The sequence below is a fragment of the Shewanella sp. HL-SH2 genome, from assembly GCF_051164935.1.
Classification (GTDB): Bacteria; Pseudomonadota; Gammaproteobacteria; order Enterobacterales; family Shewanellaceae; genus Shewanella; species Shewanella glacialimarina.
Map to the genome: position 1 here is coordinate 3,833,242 of NZ_CP195035.1, position 16,409 is coordinate 3,849,650.

The window sequence follows — 16,409 nt, forward strand, 5'->3', positions numbered from 1 at the left end:
ATCTAATGAGTAATAAAGTACATTTAGGCCATACAGCCAGAAAAAGATTCGGACAAAATTTCTTAACTGATGAAGGTGTGATAAGTAGCATTGTTGGTGCTATTTCCCCTGATAATGACCACGTTATGGTTGAAATAGGACCAGGCTTAGGTGCACTAACAGAGCCAGTTGCAGACACCATAGATAACCTCACAGTCGTTGAACTCGATCGCGATTTAGTTGAGCGATTAAAAACACATCCTATATTAAAAGATAAACTGACTATTCACCAGGGTGATGCATTACAGTTTGATTTTAACCTGCTTAGACAAGAAGGCAAAAAAATGAAAGTGTTTGGTAATCTACCTTACAACATTTCAACGCCTTTAATGTTTCATTTATTTGAGTTTGCAGAATATATTGAAACCATGCACTTTATGCTCCAAAAAGAAGTGGTATTGCGTTTATCGGCCAGCCCAGGTTGCAAAGCTTATGGACGTCTCACCGTTATGGCGCAATATTTTTGTCAAGTCGTACCTGTATTAGAAGTTCCTCCGCACTGCTTTACTCCTGCGCCAAAAGTAGACTCTGCCGTGGTACGTTTATTGCCTTATGAGCAAAAACCTTGGCCATGCAAAGACGTAACTGTAATGCGTCATTTATGCACAACAGCATTTCATATGCGCCGTAAAACCTTGCGCAACAACTTGAAAGGCATGCTCAATGATGAAGACTTTGCCCTACTCAATATAGATTCAACCCTGCGACCAGAGCAAATCAGTGTGCAACAATATGTTGCGATGGCTAATTTATATATAGATAAAAAAACAACAAATTAATTACTTCATCTTAAGGGGCATGTTCAATGAATATGCCCTTTTGCTTAAGGACGAAATATATCACCTATGAGTCAAGCTGAATCTCCGATAAAAATTAAAGTCGACACTGAATATCTTGAGCATCAATCAGATATAGCAGATGAGAAATATTTATTCTCCTACACTATCACTATAATCAATGTGGGCGATCAAGCTGTAACGTTAAAAGATCGTCACTGGATCATCACTAATGCTAATGGCGATAAAAGTGAAGTAAAAGGCCCTGGCGTCGTAGGAGAAACCCCTACTATTGCACCTAATACCGCTTACCAGTATTCAAGTGGAACAGTATTAGAAACCCCTATCGGTTTTATGGAAGGCTCATATGGCATGGTCTACAATGATGGCAGACTATTTTCAGCTGTCATTCCCACCTTCAGGTTAGCTGTGCCAGGGTTGCTGCAATAAAATTATGGCCAATTATTTTGTCGGTGATATTCAAGGATGCTTTCAAGAGCTACAAAGACTATTACAGAAAGTCAGTTTTAATCCTTCAAAAGACATACTCTGGGCTGTTGGTGATTTAGTTGCCCGCGGGCCGTGCTCGCTAGAAACCTTAAGACTATTTGAATCACTTCAAGACAGCGGCAAGGTAGTGCTAGGTAATCATGATCTTCATTTAATGGCTATTCATGGCAAAATAAAGCGCGCAAACCCAAATGATCGCTTACAAGCATTGCTTGAAGCGCCCGACTGTCCTAAGCTGATAAATTGGCTAAGGCAACAACCATTAGCACGATACATACCTGAACATAATCTTATAATGAGTCATGCAGGTGTACCTCCACAGTGGAATTTGGGAACACTTATATCTGAAAGTTTAATGGTTAGTGAACAGCTTAAACAGGCTGATTATTTGACGAGCATTATTGACCAAATGTATCAGAATAAACCCAATTTTTGGAACAATAACCTAAATGGAATTGAGCGCACGATATATTGTATCAATGCTCTAACACGGATGCGGTTTTTACATTCCGATGCCAGTTTAGACTTTGAATGTAAACTGCCTCCAAACCAAGTGAAAGATAAAATATTAAGGCCATGGTTTGATTTTGAGTCTAAGCTAAAAGCACCTTACCAGATCGTTTTCGGTCACTGGGCGGCATTAATGGGGCAAACATCTGCAGCACATTTACATGCTTTAGATACAGGATGCTGTTGGGGTGAACATTTAACACTGTGGCACCTTGAAACAAATGAAAAAATTACCCAAAAAAAGCTCATTTAGCGTTAAACTAAAAGACGAATAAGCCGATAATCTACTATCGGATTTCAAAAAGTACCTGAATACAAAAGTCCTTGCTGTTGGGATAAAATAATAATAGGTTGGAGTAACATATGAAGATTAAAGTGGCCACTAGGGTTATAGGCGGATTTTCTGTCTTAACTTTATTACTAATCATACTTGGCGTTGTCACATTATTAGGCAATAGCAGCATCAAAAAAGGTACCCAAACCTTAAAACAAGTTAGTCTACCCGCTTTGGCACATACTAATTTGTTAAGCGAAAATATTAGTGGCCAACAGATTCAATTTATTTTAGGTTACTACAGTGACCATTCTTCAAAAATCCCTGCTATAGAACAATACCTTGCTAGTGAAAATAAAAAATTCGTGTCTGAATTCAGTAAATTAACAAACTTAATTTCTGAACAAGAACAACTTTCGCAACCACTAAACCAACTAAAAACAGCTTATGTAGCCTATGAAAATATAGCAGATAAGATGCTTAGCGAAAGATTGCAATCCTTATCTAAACAAGAGGATGCATTAAAAATGCGCAGCGAGATAGAAAATGCTGCTGATGACGCATCTTCTATTCTATTGGACGTAACAGATTTAGAGACCAGTGAAGACTCTGTAGAAAGAAGCTTAGCTTCTTCTGCCAATATTGTTGATAACACATTTATCAATTTAATCACTACGGTATATGACCTCGTTGCGGTCACTGACAGCAGTAAGTACGAACTGATTATAAAAGAATTGGAATTCATGGTCAGTGAAGCAAAAGGCAAGTTGAGCCATATAAGTTTACAAGGTCAAGATATAATTGACAGTGATACATTGGCAGACCTTAATACAGAAACAGATAAAGTGTTTAAACTATTATCCGGCAATAACTCTATAATTGGTCTAAAAAAGCAGCAATTACAACATGAAGCGGCTGCAGCGGCCGCCTTAAGTGATATCCAAGTTAAAACCAAAACCGTCAATGTAAAAATGAATGAATTTGCCACGGCAATTGATGGATTTACTAACGAAATAAGTAACGAAGCAATTGATGTGATTGACTCCGCAGAAGTTAAAACCATGGCAGTAGTGCTTTTTGCTATATTTGTTGCGATTTTTGTCAGCTATATGGTTGTCCAGCCATTAAAACAATCTTTAGCACAAGTAAACCAAGCCCTTAATGTATTAGCTTCAGGTGATTTAACCCATAAGTTAGATGACTCTGGCCACGATGAATTTGCTGAACTGTCGAAAAACTGTAACCGTTTAGTCGACAGCCTTCGCAGCTTAATTATGGGGATTTTAGATCGTTCAAATCAACTTGCCGCGGCCGCAGAAGAAACTTCAGCTATTACAGCACAGACCACTATTAGCATTCAAGAGCAGAAAAGTCAGGTCGATCAGGTCGCTACGGCAACCACTGAGTTAAGTTCAAGCTCTCAACAGGTTTCAATGAGCGCAGATCAGGCATTAGAACAAATAAAACAAGCCGACGAAGAAACCAAACACATGCGCTCTCTTGCTGATGAAAGCAAGCTTACTATCTTAGCCCTGGCAGATGAAGTGGCTAAAGCTGGCACAGTAATCAATAAACTTCACACCGATAGTGCATCTATTGGCTCAATCTTAGATGTTATCCGAGGCATTGCCGAACAAACTAATCTACTGGCATTAAATGCCGCAATTGAAGCAGCCAGAGCGGGTGAGCAAGGTCGAGGTTTTGCGGTGGTTGCTGATGAGGTCCGCAGTCTTGCCTCACGCACCCAAGATTCAACCCGAGAAATTCAGTTAATGATCGAAGTGTTACAGCAAGGTGCTCAGCAAGCCGTTGCTGTTATGGAGCTAGGCAAATCACAAGCTAGCAGCTGTGTTGATAAGAATGAACAGGCTAATATAGCGCTTGAAACAATTATCAAGTCAGTTCATAAAGCTTATGACTCTGGCACTCACATTGCTCACGCAGCACAAGAGCAGAATCTGGTCAGTCAGCAGGTATCTGAGAAGCTTGAACATATTGCGCTTATATCAGAAGAAACCTCTTCTGGTGCAGAACAAACTGCACAATCAAGCCATCAAGTCGCAATGTTGGCAGAAGAACTACAATCGTCTGTTAAAGAGTTTAAAGTCTAAGCTAGATTTTAAATTATCTTCCTAATGAGAAAAGGCCCTATAGGCCTTTTTTGTTATGGCTAACTTATGGAAGAACTTATCGATTAGAAGTCGTTGATTTAGTTTAAAGCCAATTTTAAATAAAAAAATACCGACTTATTCGTCGGTATTTTTGTATTCACATTGTAGGTAAAGAATAATCTTAGCGATTAGTCCGCACCACCACTTAAACGATCATTGATTGCTGCGGTAATAGGGCTACCACTATGACCGTTGGCACTTGCCCAGTCAATAATAGAAGCACCGTCTGCTTCAGCAGCGGAAAGGTCTGATGCAGGTAATTGTTTCGCAATAAACTCACCAATGTCATTCGCGTTAGAATTGTAGGCAGTACGTAATAAACTGCTGCCATCACAATTCATACCTGAATAAATATTACGCAATTTTACACGGGCTTCTTTAAGCTTTTTACGTAAACGGTTTTTATCGTCTGACTTTACATAATCACATATGTTAGCAACTAACTGATCAGTGTTTGCTACAGCTGGGGCTGACACAGAAGATGCTGCTATCAGGACGGCTATAGCCACAGGCATTAAACGCATCTGACACTCCTTTATAATTTATTATTGTATCTTAATACGCTCATCTTTGTGATTGTATTTAGTTTCAGGGTAACTCGTGAACAAGTTTACAGTTTTTAACAAAAGTGTTAAAGCTATATTGCAATCCATACTCATTTGTTGCTGTAATGGTGTGTTTCAAAAGCCAACTTCCATCATCCCATTCAGGAAAGTAAGTATCACCTTTTACATCTAGGTCAATTTGAGTTAAATATAATACATCTGCCTTACAGAGTAGTTCAGCATACAGCTGACCGCCACCCATTATGATTAATTCTTCACACTCACCCGCAGCAGCAACAGCTTGATCAAAATTACCGACACAAGTGACCCCATCCGGTGCATAATTCGACTGTCGAGTAATGACAATATTGTGTCTTCCAGGTAATGGACGCCCTATTGATTCATAAGTCTTACGCCCCATTACCACAGGCTTTGATAACGTCATAGCTTTAAAATGCTTTAAGTCTTCAGGTAAATGCCATGGCATTTGATTGTCTTTACCAATAACACGATTGTTAGCCATAGCGGCAATCATTGCGATACGCATGATGAATCCTCTAATTAAATGATAGGGCGATTGCGATAATATAATAAACTAGGTAGTGCTAGCCCTACAGCTAAGGCTCCCAAAATAAAGACCGTTTTAAGCCCATTGACAATGACTTGCGCACTTAACTCTGGACTGACTTGGTTTTGAGCCGTTAATTGAATAAGCGCTATAACAGTATTAAAGGCGTAGGTTCCGGGTATCATCGGAATAATAGCTGCAACGGCATACATTGACGGTGGCGCTAAATGACGTTTAGCAAATTGAATTGTGATAACCCCCACGAGAGCGGCTCCAGCAAATGTAGCCCACTCAATCGGCATATTAACGTGCATTAACACGGTTCGAGTACTGTGACCTAATGCACCTGCTAACGCACAGAATCCAAGATAACGTTGCGGTACATTGAATAAAATGGCAAAACCAAAAGCTGGTATAGCGGAAAAAAAAGCATTATGTAACAAGTCGAATAACAGAGGCGGCATTAAAATATCCCGCCTAATTGCATTGCTATAGTGATACCAATTACTGAAGCTAAGGTGAGTAGACTTGCATTTCCCCAGCGGGATATTCCTACATTAATATGACCTTTTACCATATCAGAAATCGCGTTAATTAGCGGAAAACCTGGCACTAGCATTAATACGCTTGCGGCTAATGCAATTTGAGGAGTTTCACTAATGGGATAAATATAACCTAATTGAGCAACAACATTAGTAATAAAGGCTGTAATAGAAAAGTTAACGAGTAAATTAAAATGTCTTTTAGCAAGAAAAAGTCTCACACTCATCCCTATGGAGGATGCAATAAAAGTCACTAAACAGGCCATCACATCGCCACCTAATAAATGACAAAAGCTAGCACAGGAAAGTCCAATGACAGGAATAACTACTTTAGCAGGATATGTTTTAGGCTGAATACGAGCGAGACGGCGGCGGACCTCATTAGGGCCATAAATGCCTTTTTCAGCTAGCAAACATAGCCGTTGTAATTCACATACCACCATCATATTGATCCCATGAGCTCGGATCCGTCTGGTCGTAGTAATGCAACGCCCATGTACAAGGCTAGTTAGCACAAGTGCATTGGAAGATATAGAGAGTTCAACACTTGCAAGGCCCAATGCTTTACCTAATCGCTGACTTAGTTCTTCAACCAAGTCAGACTCTGCACCATAGGCAAGCAGCAATTGAGCGCAGCGGACAACTAAACGGGTTATATCATTTTGGTTGTCTGCGTACACGGTAATCCTTTAAAACTTAGCGTTGATAAATAACTTCAACGTCATAATCATCATCATCAAAGTCATCATCATCTAAGTCATCAGTATCATCAAAATTCTCGTTGATGCTGTCGTCTTTACCCTGATGATAATTATCCCACTTAAATTCAACTTCTTGCTCGTCATCTTGATCATCTTGACCAACAGGCAATGTTTGAATGAAATCAAGTAACTTAATACTCAACTCTTCAGTACCTTGGCGGTTATAGGCGGACATAGTAAAGACTTCGCCTTCCCAAGCTAGTTCTTTAATAATATGAGCGACTTTTTCTTTTACTTCATCTTCAAGCAATAGATCGATTTTATTAAATACCATCCAACGAGGCTTAGCGGCAAGCTTTGGTGAATACTTTTCTAACTCACCTACAATAGCTCTGGCTGAATCAATCGGATCACTACCGTCAATAGGGTTAATATCAATAATGTGTAGTAATGCGCGACAACGTTCAAGATGCTTTAAAAAACGAATACCTAAGCCAGCACCTTCCGCAGCACCTTCAATTAGCCCAGGAATATCAGCAATAACAAAACTTTGCCCATGACGTGGGTTAACAACGCCTAGGTTTGGAATTAAAGTTGTGAATGGGTAATCAGCCACTTTTGGTGTAGCACGTGATACCGAGCGTATAAACGTAGACTTACCAGCATTAGGTAAGCCTAACAATCCCACATCGGCCAGTAAAAGCAGCTCTAGCTTTATTTCACGCACTTCACCGGGAGTACCCAGAGTCTTCTGACGTGGCGCACGGTTAGTACTACTTTTAAAACGTGTATTACCTAAACCATGAAAACCGCCTTTAGCAACCAGTAACTTTTGGCCATGGCTAGTTAAGTCGCCTAAAGCTTCTTCGGTTTCTTGATCGATTGCACGTGTACCTACAGGTACTTGTAACACTAAATCTGCACCGGCATGACCAGTACAATCACGACCACGACCATTGGTGCCACGTTCAGCCATATGAAAACGAGTGAAACGATAATCAATAAGGGTGTTCAGGTTTTCATTTGCCTGTAAAAAGACACTACCACCATCGCCACCGTCACCGCCATCGGGACCGCCATCCGGTACATATTTTTCACGGCGAAAACTAACGCAGCCGCTACCACCGTCACCGGCTTCTACACGGATATTGGATTCATCAACAAACTTCATACGGACTCCTAACACTTCAATCATCTAATAGCACAAGGTGAAGACACCTTTGAGCTATAGAACCTTGGCGCTAATTATAACCCTAAATACAATAAATATCAGGGGGCAGAAAAGCGTGGTGTATGGATAATACATCTTCCGCTTGCTGCAAAAAATAGATCTTTCTAATCACTCAGTTCACTATTGTTTTAAAACCAAGAGGATAACGTGAGCTTAGAAATAATTTTGTATTGGTAAACAAGATCAATAACAAAAACACAAAAGCCCTACCAGGGGCAGGGCTTTAGATTTTAGCTTAGTTAAAAAATTAAGCTTCGATACTAATAAACTTACGGTTATTAGCACCTTTAACTTCAAATTTAACTTTGCCGTCAGTTAGAGCAAATAAAGTATGGTCGCGACCGATACCTACATTTACACCAGCGTGGAATTTAGTACCACGTTGACGAACAATAATGTTACCTGCTAAAACTGATTCACCGCCAAAGCGCTTAACACCAAGACGTTTACTTTCTGAATCGCGGCCGTTACGAGTAGAACCGCCAGCTTTTTTATGTGCCATGAGTTAGACTCCTAAATTATGCGCTAATCGCAGTGATTTTAACTTCAGTGAACCACTGACGGTGGCCGGTTTTCTTTTCGTGATGCTTACGGCGATTAAACTTTTGAATAGTAATCTTTTCACCGCGTCCGTGGCTAACCACTTGAGCAACAACTTTACCACCAGCAACTAATGGAGCACCAACGTGAACGTTCTCACCATCAGCAACCAATAGAACTTGATCAAACTCAATCGTTTCACCAGTAGCAACTTCAATTTTTTCTAGACGAACTGTATGACCTTCAGCAACACGATGTTGCTTTCCGCCACTTTGAAAAACAGCGTACATAGCTATTTCACTCCAAATGACTAACACACTAACTCGATCTTACGAGAATAGGTGCTAAAAAACTTTTAATGACAATGGGCGCGGATTCTACGCGAAGAATTTCATACTGGCAAGCGTTAATTCAGGTTCAAATTAAAAAGCCGTTACTACTGCACAATATTCACTGTTACAAACTGAATATTGTATAAACATTAAGTACAATTGCCTTAACTACCACGCAAAAATACTCATTCTATTAGTTTAAAAGTAGCGCTAAAATCTTCCTGTGTTATCTTCACCGGATTTTGAAATGATTTTACCTAAATTTATCTTGAAAAGCACTGACTCATTTGCTCTTACAGCATATTAGATCAGGGATTTTCCTTTGTATTAATGAAGTAACTAAAAAATTTGCACCGACATAGATTTTAGAAATTGAGAATAAGTCATAACAAGTTTAAAAATTAGTAACAACAACTTTGAAAATCAGCGCGTTTCTCCTGTAAGATATGACCCCAGATGCGCACCAAATAGAAAGACAGTTAACGTCTTCCACAATAAATTAGAGAGTATTATGGATTTAACCGCCATTCGTCTGTTGGCAGACTCAGATATGCAATCTGTCGACCAACTTATTTATAAGCAACTTGAATCTGATGTAGCCCTAATTAACCAACTAGGCTTCTACATTATAAATGGTGGCGGAAAACGTCTGCGTCCTTTACTGTCAATTCTTGCAGCAAGATCTGTAGATTACCAAGGTAAGTTACATGTTAAATTAGCCGCTATTATTGAATTTATTCATACTGCATCACTACTGCATGATGATGTCGTCGATGAATCAACATTACGTCGCGGCCGCGAAACAGCTAATGCACTATTTGGAAACAGTGCGAGTGTATTGGTTGGAGACTTTCTCTATACCCGCTCTTTTCAGATGATGACTGAACTCGACAGTATGCATGTACTAAAGGTTCTGGCTGATACAACCAATGTGTTGGCTGAAGGGGAAGTGCTGCAACTAATGAATTGTAATGACCCCGAAACCACTGAAGCTAACTATATGCGTGTCATTTACTGTAAAACAGCAAAGCTGTTTGAGGCAGCGACATTACTGGCAGGTGTATTAGCAGGCTCCCCAACTGAATGGCAACAAGCACTTGGTGATTACGGTAAGTATTTAGGTACAGCATTTCAATTAACCGATGATTTACTCGACTACACGGCAGAAACGGGTGAGCTAGGTAAAAATATTGGCGATGACTTAGCGGAAGGTAAACCTACATTACCCTTAATCTATGCCATGGTGCATGGTGATGATACCGCCAAAGCGTTAATAAAAATGGCCATAGAAAAAGGTGACGGCACCCAGGCAATTGATGAGATAGTGGCCGCCTTAAACAAATCAGGTGCGCTTGAATACACGCAAAAAAGGGCTGAAGAAGAAGCACAAAAAGCCATTGATGCGTTGATCGTATTACCAGATACAGATTATAAACAAGCGCTTATTGCCCTTGCCCACTTATCAGTAAACCGTAAGCACTAGGTTATGTTTAACTAACGTACACTAAGTTGTTTTAAAAAGCAGTAACACCCCTTGTTACTGCTTTTTTACACCTGCCAATCAATCGGTTTGAGGCCATTTTTAATAAGCTGTTGATTTATTTTGGAGAAATGACCGCATCCAAAAAAACCACGATATGCCGATAATGGAGACGGATGAGGACCACTTAAAATAGTATGATGTTCATGGGTAATTAGACGTCCCTTCTTAATAGCATGGCTGCCCCACAGTACGAATATCAGTGGCTGAGGTAAGCTGTTAAGATAATCTAACACATGATCGGTAAACACTTCCCACCCAGCCTTAGCATGTGAATGCGCCAAAGATTTTTCTACCGTTAAAACCGTATTTAACATTAACAAGCCTTGCTCAGCCCAATGGGTTAAATCACCGTGTGATGGTATTGAAAAAACCGCTATATCTTGTGCTAACTCTTTGTAAATATTGGCTAGTGACGGTGGTACCTTCACGCCAGATTTAACTGAAAAGGCTAACCCATGGGCTTGCCCTTCGCCATGATAGGGGTCTTGACCTATCACCACCACTTTCACCTTTTCAACTGGCGTTAATTCAAAAGCACGATAAATATCAGCCTTTGGAGGAAAGATGACTTTGTTCATCGATTGCTGCTCAGACAGAAATTGATTTAACCGGATAAAGTAATCCTGTTGTTGTTCATTCTCTATAAATATAGGCCAACTTTTCACTTTCATTATCCTTAACTTTTTAGGAGTAAATTGCTAATTTATATCAGCTACTTTAAAGTACTGATATTGTAAATCGTTTATTAAGTATTATGAAATTTAAAGCAACTCAACAGCAGCAAGGTTTTACCTTAATAGAATTAGTCATTGTTATTATTATTTTAGCTATTCTTGCTGTCATAGCTTTGCCTAAGTTTATCAACCTACAACAAGATGCCCATGTATCAAATGTCAAAGGTACAGGTGGCGCATTTTCATCAGGCATTAGCCTTGCACATCTCAAATGGGCTTCTATGGGAAACTCTGGTCCTGCGGACAATTTACAAATATATGAAAATGCTGGTGTTGCTGGACAGCTTGATATAAATCTATGGGGATACCCAGCTCAAAATTACCCACCATTTGAAAGTTCACCTCGACTCAATAACACTAACGACTGTATTTCTGTTTGGAACACTATTTTGCAGGACGCTCCTAGTGTTTCAACCAATGTAAACTCAACAGCATTTGAATACAGAGTCACCTATATCAACCCTGACCAATGTCGTTTCTTCTACAATAAATTAAATACGCTTTCGATTTATTATGATTCCCGTAATGGGCAGGTCATCACAGATTCGGATCCTAATAGCTAAATTTAAACTGAATTTCGCTGTTAAACTCGATACACTCATTATTTTACTAACACCTTAAGTGAGCATTATGACTGAACAATCTGCATCTCAAAACGTCGCTTCTGAAACACCAAGTTCTGAAACACAAAGCGCTACGACTATATATCAACTAGCGGATCAATTTATCGCTTTAGCCAATCAAATCGGTCAAACAGAAAATGATATTGGTAAAGTGGGTACAGCATTGCGCTATGCAGCATCTCGCTATAATGCATTTGAAGCAGCAATAAAGTCATCTGATCTAGCAGCAGAAAAAGACAATGCGTTAGCTTGGTTTGCCAATGAGTATAAACTCATGCTAAATGAAAATTTAGACGATCACATTAAGCACCCACCAATCTCTAAAGCTGAAAACGAACCCGCAAAAGATGACAGTGTGCAAGTTTTCAAAAACTAGATCATTGGATTAAAAATAATGCCATCTCTAAATGATGATGGCATTATTCATCATTTCAGAGTGTTAGTATTAATTTCGTATCTCTCTACACCTACACGTTAAAAATGTCACGCACAGCTATCCTGACACTGAGGCCTATACTGAAAATCTTTATATCAATGTAAAAATAACCCGCCCAGCAAGCGCAATTAGCACCACTCCAGACACCCTATCAATCCATACTGCTTTTTCACGTAGCTTAGGCAATATCGCTGAATGCGATAATATAATCGCAATCAAGGTATACCAAAGGCCATCAATCACTAAAGGGGTTAATACAATCAATGTTTGCCCTGATATCGTCTCTGCTGCTAACACGAACTGACTAAATAACGCCAAAAAGAACAATAGAATTTTGGGGTTAAATAATGAAATAGCCAAGCCATCGCGTGCAGCAACTAATAAACTGGTTTTGCTTCCAGCGGAGAGTGTTTGCTGCATACCACCTTTAGATTGCAAAGCCTGAATACCTATCCAAGCCAAATATAATGCACCAATAATCGCAATCGCATTAAACAGCAATGGCGATGTTTTAAGGACTGCTGCAAGCCCTAATAAGGTCACTAAAGCATAAATTCCAATACCAATGGAATGCGCCCAAGCACACACAATACCGTGTAAGCGACTGCCACCTAATGTATGCCTAACCACCATAGCCAAGCTCGGCCCTGGTGACATTGCCCCTAGGCAACAAATGGCCAGTAACCCTAACCAAGTCGTAAAACTCATACTTTCCCTTACTTATTCTTATATAAACTACTGCATTGTTACTGCGAACATTAACACCAAATTAAGTAAATCTTGATATGCTATTTATAATTTCCCTTCATTAAGCATCACTATGTCTATTATTGCTTCATTGTTACTTATATCGTTAATGTTAGCGATTGCAGGTTTATTGTTCGCAAAGTTTAAAGGCAAAGCTATCCCTATGGCGGTTATTTTCGTTTTAGGCGGCCTAGCGCTTTGTCTTGCCAGCATTATCGCCTTTATTAATAAAGGCGAAAACTATCAAGCATATAAAAACCTTCATTGGCAACCACTTGCGCCAGAAAAAATAGCACCTTATGTTGAGCAAGGCTTTACTGTTTTTGTCGATATAACAGCTGATTGGTGTGTTCCTTGCCAAGCGAATAAAGCCAATGTGCTTCATCGCGAACAAGTAGTTAATACCCTAATGACCGATAACATTATTTTAATGCAGGGGAATTGGTCTGAGGCTGATACCGTCATTGAACAGTATATGGGTATTCAAGGCGCTGCAGGTACACCTTACAACAAAGTTTATGGTCCAGCCTACCCAGAAGGAATAGAGCTGCCTAAAGTACTTGAAATCAGGCATGTTTATCAGGCTTTAGACATCATGAAGTGATGTTAAAACATAATAGGTACAAAAAAGACTGCCTAGGCAGTCTTTTTTATTGGTTATTATTTAAGGGCTGAAATTGATTAAGCCCTTAAGTTGTTTCTAGAAACGGTAATTAACTTTACCGTAGTAGTAACCACCATTGTAGTCAAATGGACCACTTTCGTAATAAACACCACCTAGTTCACCTAAAGTACCATCTTTAAGCTTCTGCGCTTCTTGGTCAAATATGTTATTTGCACCTACCGAGAAGGTCAGGCTATCCATAACGGTATAGCTCACCTCTAAGTCAAATGTTACTGCTGAACTGGCCATTTCAGAACCCCAATCAGACGTATCATCAGCATGCGTTGCATAGTACTCACCGAAGTAGTTAGCACGTAAATTCATGCTTAACTCATCCCAGTTTTGACCCCAAGTTAATGTGGCACGATGTGCTGGAATACCATCTTCTAAACGGCGAACCTTACCCGCATCAGTAGTTTCTTCATTAAATTTATCAACATTAGTGTCAGTCCAACCATAGGCTAAGCTGAACTTAGTGTCACCAGCTAACAACTCAGTATCATATGAACCAACAATATCAACACCCTGAGTTGTTGTATCAAAGTCATTGGTATAATAAGTTACTGCAGAAATTAACTCTGGAAACTCAACACCTAAATCTCGTAGGTCATCATAATCTGCCGCTTCAACATCAATTTGGCTTGATTGAGCAATACGCCCTGTTACTTCAATCGTGTAATAATCAACTGTTAAGAAGAAATCACCACTTTGATAAACAGCACCTAAAGCATAACTAACAGACTCTTCAGGAGTTAGCACTTTACCACCGTAGTAAGCGGCTAATGGATCCGTTGGAGGCGCAATGAATGATTGAATCAAATCGCCATTAACAATTGAAGTCTGTGTGTTAACAACGTTCTCTTGACCTACTGTCGGTGCACGGAATCCCGTACTGTGTGAGGCACGGAAGGCTAAATCATCGGTAGCCGAATATTGTGCAGTTAGCTTGTAATTTAGCGTATCACCAAAGGTTGAAAAGTCTTCATAACGCAGTGCTGCGCCAACTAACCATTTCTCACCTAAATAGGCTTCTGCATCAACGTAAACACCGATATTACTGCGATCATTTTTACCAGCGGATTCAGGACCAAAGCCTTTAAATCCGTGTGAGCCGATGTTGAAACCCTGTGAAGCATAAGGACCCGCTTCCCAAGATGCTTGCTCACCTGCAGTAATTTCAAATGACTCTTCACGCCACTCTACGCCAGTTGCAAAATTTAGTCCTTCAAAAACATCAAATAAACGAGAAAAATCTAAGTTAACCGTAGTTTCAACTTGCTCGTAAGCACCAGTTTCAAAGTCAGTTGGCGTAGCTAAACCTAATGATGGGTTTAATGAGTTACGTAAACTAAAAGTTGACTTGTTAGAACCAGTACCCGCACTTGCATCATAGTCCCAATCAGCAAGCTCACCTTTAATACCAGCAAAGAACGACATATCTTCAATGGTACCGGCAAACTGTGGTGTGTATCCGCCTGGACGCACTTGGTTCATTGAGAAACAGTTCGGATCAGCAACCATTGCTTGGTAGGCGGCAGTATCTAATACATTACCGTCTGTACCATCAAGGTTCTTAGGGATTGGCACATTCATGTTATTACATGTCGCCACGCCATTAGTTGCTAAACCTACATCACCTACTAATAAAGTTTCACCGCCGTCGTTTGAATAAACAGAACCACGGTTGTGTGGGTTACGGTAATAGAAGCCACCTACAGCATCACGTGAAGACACGTTACCAAAGGCATAAAGACTGTGTTTGTCATTTATATCAAATCCAGAATTAATGAAGATAGTGTAATCATCTTTAATTTCTGGGTTACCCCAAGTTTGTGCTGGGTTTGGAATATCTGTATTACCAGCAGCTGAAATAGCTGCTGCATCAAAACGTTGCACACTACGACTTGTTGCATCAGCAGTTTTATACTGAGCGGTTAAATTAACAAAACCATCGTCTGTTAACGGTAAGCCAACGTTAGCATCAATAGTCGTTGATGTGCCATCACCTTCATAATACTGGCCTTGGGTTGCTGAAATAGAGCCACCTTCAGCGCTATCTTTTAACACAAAGTTCATTACACCTGCGATCGCATCAGATCCGTACTGCGCAGCAGCGCCGTCACGTAACACTTCAACTTGCTTTAATGCCGCACTTGGAATAACTGAAATATCAGGGCCTTGGGCGCCGTCGTTAACTCCGCCGCCTTGGAAAGCAATAACTGATGCGCGGTGACGACGTTTACCATTAACTAAAACCAAAGTACTGTCTGAAGGTAAACCACGTAAATTAACTGGACGAACAAGTGTTGCCGCGTCGCTAATAGGCTGGGCACGTGAGTTGAAAGAAGGCACTGATGTCACCAACATGTCAATCATGTCTGTTGAACCATTCTTCTTTAAATCATCACTGCTAATAATATCAATAGGGACTGGGGATTCACCCACTGAACGAGGGGCTGAACGTGAGCCAATTACGGCCATCTTCTCAACTTTTTGTTCAACAACTTCTTCATCTGCTGCATACACTTGAGCGCTTAATAAAGAACCGGATAATGCGATAGAAACAGCTAAACTCAATGAGTTTTTGCCAAATTTTCTTTTATTGTTAATAGTCATTTTATATTCTCAGTCATTATTATTTTATTGTTTGAACACCACTTCCTAACACTCCCTGTATAAAGAAATCGTCTCTCCCAAAATGAATTACCATCATCTCAGCTACATTTTTATAACAACACCAGCACAATTGCCAACATTTATTAGCAATTAGTGTGCTAAAAAGCAGTATTTTTCGAGTAAAAAATCAAAAAGCAAGGCCAAGAAACTGTTTTAAAAGGGATTTATTTAAATTAAAAATAAATCAATTTTTTTACAAAAAAACCAATTAAATATACTGGAAATTAAAATTTACAATTAAGTCAGT

General features: G+C 39.7%; 18 protein-coding genes. 8 read left to right on the forward strand and 10 right to left on the reverse strand.

What is annotated here, in order from left to right; all coding sequences use genetic code 11:
• Positions 1-5: 5 nt before the first annotated feature.
• From rsmA to ACRWP9_RS16705, 4 genes are all read left to right on the forward strand, one after another.
• The gene (gene rsmA, locus ACRWP9_RS16690; protein WP_434926927.1) at positions 6-818 is read left to right on the forward strand and encodes a 16S rRNA (adenine(1518)-N(6)/adenine(1519)-N(6))-dimethyltransferase RsmA; all 813 of its coding nucleotides are present in this window, start codon (positions 6-8) and stop codon (positions 816-818) included.
• 66 nt (positions 819-884) lie between these two features.
• The gene (gene apaG, locus ACRWP9_RS16695; RefSeq protein ID WP_434926928.1) at positions 885-1,265 is read left to right on the forward strand and encodes a Co2+/Mg2+ efflux protein ApaG; all 381 of its coding nucleotides are present in this window, start codon (positions 885-887) and stop codon (positions 1,263-1,265) included.
• Positions 1,266-1,269: 4 nt separating this feature from the next.
• Entirely contained in the window at positions 1,270-2,088 is an 819-nt protein-coding gene (locus ACRWP9_RS16700; RefSeq protein ID WP_434926929.1) for a symmetrical bis(5'-nucleosyl)-tetraphosphatase, read from the forward strand.
• 110 nt (positions 2,089-2,198) lie between these two features.
• Positions 2,199-4,220: a HAMP domain-containing methyl-accepting chemotaxis protein gene (locus tag ACRWP9_RS16705; RefSeq protein WP_434926930.1), complete on the forward strand. Its 2,022-nt coding sequence runs from the start codon at positions 2,199-2,201 to the stop codon at positions 4,218-4,220.
• A gap of 188 nt (positions 4,221-4,408) precedes the next feature.
• On the opposite strand, the gene ACRWP9_RS16710 is transcribed toward ACRWP9_RS16705, so the two are convergent.
• The 7 genes from ACRWP9_RS16710 to rplU all read right to left on the reverse strand — a co-directional run bounded on the left by ACRWP9_RS16710 (position 4,409) and on the right by rplU (position 8,697).
• On the reverse strand, positions 4,409-4,804 hold the full coding sequence (locus ACRWP9_RS16710; protein ID WP_434926931.1) for a DUF3718 domain-containing protein: 396 nt from the start codon (positions 4,802-4,804) through the stop codon (positions 4,409-4,411).
• Positions 4,805-4,868: 64 nt separating this feature from the next.
• A complete protein-coding gene (gene folA, locus ACRWP9_RS16715; RefSeq protein ID WP_434926932.1) occupies positions 4,869-5,372 on the reverse strand; it encodes a type 3 dihydrofolate reductase in 504 nt (167 codons plus the stop codon).
• A 14-nt stretch (positions 5,373-5,386) separates the two neighbouring features.
• Positions 5,387-5,857 carry a threonine/serine exporter family protein gene (locus ACRWP9_RS16720; RefSeq protein WP_434926933.1) on the reverse strand — a complete coding sequence of 157 codons (471 nt, stop codon included), beginning with the start codon at positions 5,855-5,857 and terminating at the stop codon, positions 5,387-5,389.
• Positions 5,857-6,615 (reverse strand): threonine/serine exporter family protein, encoded by a 759-nt coding sequence (locus tag ACRWP9_RS16725; RefSeq protein WP_226413822.1) that lies wholly within the window; start codon positions 6,613-6,615, stop codon positions 5,857-5,859. Before ACRWP9_RS16725 ends, ACRWP9_RS16720 begins: the two co-directional genes overlap by 1 nt.
• Before the next feature lie 16 nt (positions 6,616-6,631).
• On the reverse strand, positions 6,632-7,807 hold the full coding sequence (cgtA, locus tag ACRWP9_RS16730) for an Obg family GTPase CgtA (protein ID WP_434926934.1): 1,176 nt from the start codon (positions 7,805-7,807) through the stop codon (positions 6,632-6,634).
• A gap of 307 nt (positions 7,808-8,114) precedes the next feature.
• The gene (gene rpmA / locus ACRWP9_RS16735; RefSeq protein WP_006080527.1) at positions 8,115-8,369 is read right to left on the reverse strand and encodes a 50S ribosomal protein L27; all 255 of its coding nucleotides are present in this window, start codon (positions 8,367-8,369) and stop codon (positions 8,115-8,117) included.
• A 16-nt stretch (positions 8,370-8,385) separates the two neighbouring features.
• A complete protein-coding gene (gene rplU, locus ACRWP9_RS16740; protein ID WP_226413818.1) occupies positions 8,386-8,697 on the reverse strand; it encodes a 50S ribosomal protein L21 in 312 nt (103 codons plus the stop codon).
• 553 nt (positions 8,698-9,250) lie between these two features.
• Between rplU and ispB the strand changes: the two genes are divergently transcribed.
• Entirely contained in the window at positions 9,251-10,222 is a 972-nt protein-coding gene (gene ispB / locus ACRWP9_RS16745; RefSeq protein WP_434926935.1) for an octaprenyl diphosphate synthase, read from the forward strand.
• Positions 10,223-10,287: 65 nt separating this feature from the next.
• Here ispB and ung read toward each other — a convergent pair whose 3' ends face one another.
• Entirely contained in the window at positions 10,288-10,953 is a 666-nt protein-coding gene (ung, locus tag ACRWP9_RS16750) for a uracil-DNA glycosylase (protein ID WP_434926936.1), read from the reverse strand.
• A gap of 83 nt (positions 10,954-11,036) precedes the next feature.
• Between ung and ACRWP9_RS16755 the strand changes: the two genes are divergently transcribed.
• Together ACRWP9_RS16755 and ACRWP9_RS16760 are read left to right on the forward strand one after the other, a co-directional pair.
• Positions 11,037-11,579 (forward strand): prepilin-type N-terminal cleavage/methylation domain-containing protein, encoded by a 543-nt coding sequence (locus ACRWP9_RS16755; RefSeq protein WP_434926937.1) that lies wholly within the window; start codon positions 11,037-11,039, stop codon positions 11,577-11,579.
• 67 nt (positions 11,580-11,646) lie between these two features.
• Positions 11,647-12,015, forward strand: a complete 369-nt coding sequence (locus ACRWP9_RS16760) for a DUF3144 domain-containing protein (RefSeq protein ID WP_434926938.1) — start codon at positions 11,647-11,649, stop codon at positions 12,013-12,015.
• A 150-nt stretch (positions 12,016-12,165) separates the two neighbouring features.
• Here ACRWP9_RS16760 and ACRWP9_RS16765 read toward each other — a convergent pair whose 3' ends face one another.
• On the reverse strand, positions 12,166-12,783 hold the full coding sequence (locus tag ACRWP9_RS16765) for a LysE family translocator (RefSeq protein ID WP_434926939.1): 618 nt from the start codon (positions 12,781-12,783) through the stop codon (positions 12,166-12,168).
• A gap of 112 nt (positions 12,784-12,895) precedes the next feature.
• Here ACRWP9_RS16765 and ACRWP9_RS16770 point away from each other — a divergent pair, with 112 nt between their 5' ends.
• On the forward strand, positions 12,896-13,426 hold the full coding sequence (locus ACRWP9_RS16770; RefSeq protein WP_434926940.1) for a thioredoxin family protein: 531 nt from the start codon (positions 12,896-12,898) through the stop codon (positions 13,424-13,426).
• A 96-nt stretch (positions 13,427-13,522) separates the two neighbouring features.
• Here ACRWP9_RS16770 and ACRWP9_RS16775 read toward each other — a convergent pair whose 3' ends face one another.
• Complete coding sequence (locus ACRWP9_RS16775; RefSeq protein ID WP_434926941.1) at positions 13,523-16,102, reverse strand: TonB-dependent receptor plug domain-containing protein; 2,580 nt, start codon at positions 16,100-16,102, stop codon at positions 13,523-13,525.
• Positions 16,103-16,409 lie beyond the last annotated feature (307 nt).